Source organism: Eisenbergiella sp. OF01-20, assembly GCF_003478085.1.
Classification (GTDB): Bacteria; Bacillota; Clostridia; order Lachnospirales; family Lachnospiraceae; genus Eisenbergiella.
In genome coordinates this window covers 726-1,481 of record NZ_QUES01000093.1, presented here as the reverse complement: position 1 = coordinate 1,481, position 756 = coordinate 726, and the positions used below count along the sequence as shown (strand labels likewise).

At 53.3% G+C, this 756-nt stretch carries 1 protein-coding gene; it reads left to right on the top strand.

Features of this window, described 5'->3' with window-relative positions:
• The coding region (locus tag DXA36_RS32570) for a virulence-associated E family protein (RefSeq protein WP_243114792.1) at positions 1 to 756 on the top strand (756 nt) is incomplete at both ends.

Genomic DNA, 756 nt, shown 5'->3' with positions numbered 1-756 from the left:
AAGTACCATCCCATCCGGGACTATCTCAATACCCTTGTGTGGGACGGGACAGAACGAATCCGTTTCTGTCTGCGTCACTTTCTGGGGACTGACGCAGACGATTACACCTATGAAGCGTTGAAGCTGTTCCTGCTGGGTGCAATCTCACGAGCCTTTCAGCCGGGGTGCAAGTTTGAAATCATGCTCTGTCTGGTCGGCGGTCAGGGGGCTGGCAAGTCCACTTTCTTCCGTCTGCTGGCAATCCGGGACGAGTGGTTCTCCGATGATTTGCGGAAGCTGGACGATGACAATGTGTACCGTAAGCTGCAAGGTCACTGGATTATCGAAATGTCGGAAATGATGGCAACCGCAAACGCCAAGAGCATTGAGGAAATCAAGTCATTTTTAAGCCGACAGAAAGAGGTTTACAAGATACCCTATGAAACCCACCCAGCAGACCGTCCCCGTCAGTGCGTGTTTGGTGGCACTTCCAATGCCCTTGACTTCCTGCCCCTTGACCGTTCCGGCAACCGCCGCTTTATCCCCGTCATGGTGTACCCGGAGCAAGCCGAGGTTCACATTTTGGAGGACGAAGCCGCTTCCAGAGCCTATATCGAGCAGATGTGGGCAGAAGCGATGGAAATTTACAGAAGCGGCAGGTTCAAGCTGGCTTTCAGCCCTGCCATGCAGCGGTATCTCAAAGAACACCAGCGGGATTTTATGCCGGAGGACACCAAAGCCGGGATGATACAGGCGTATCTTGATAAGTACACCGGG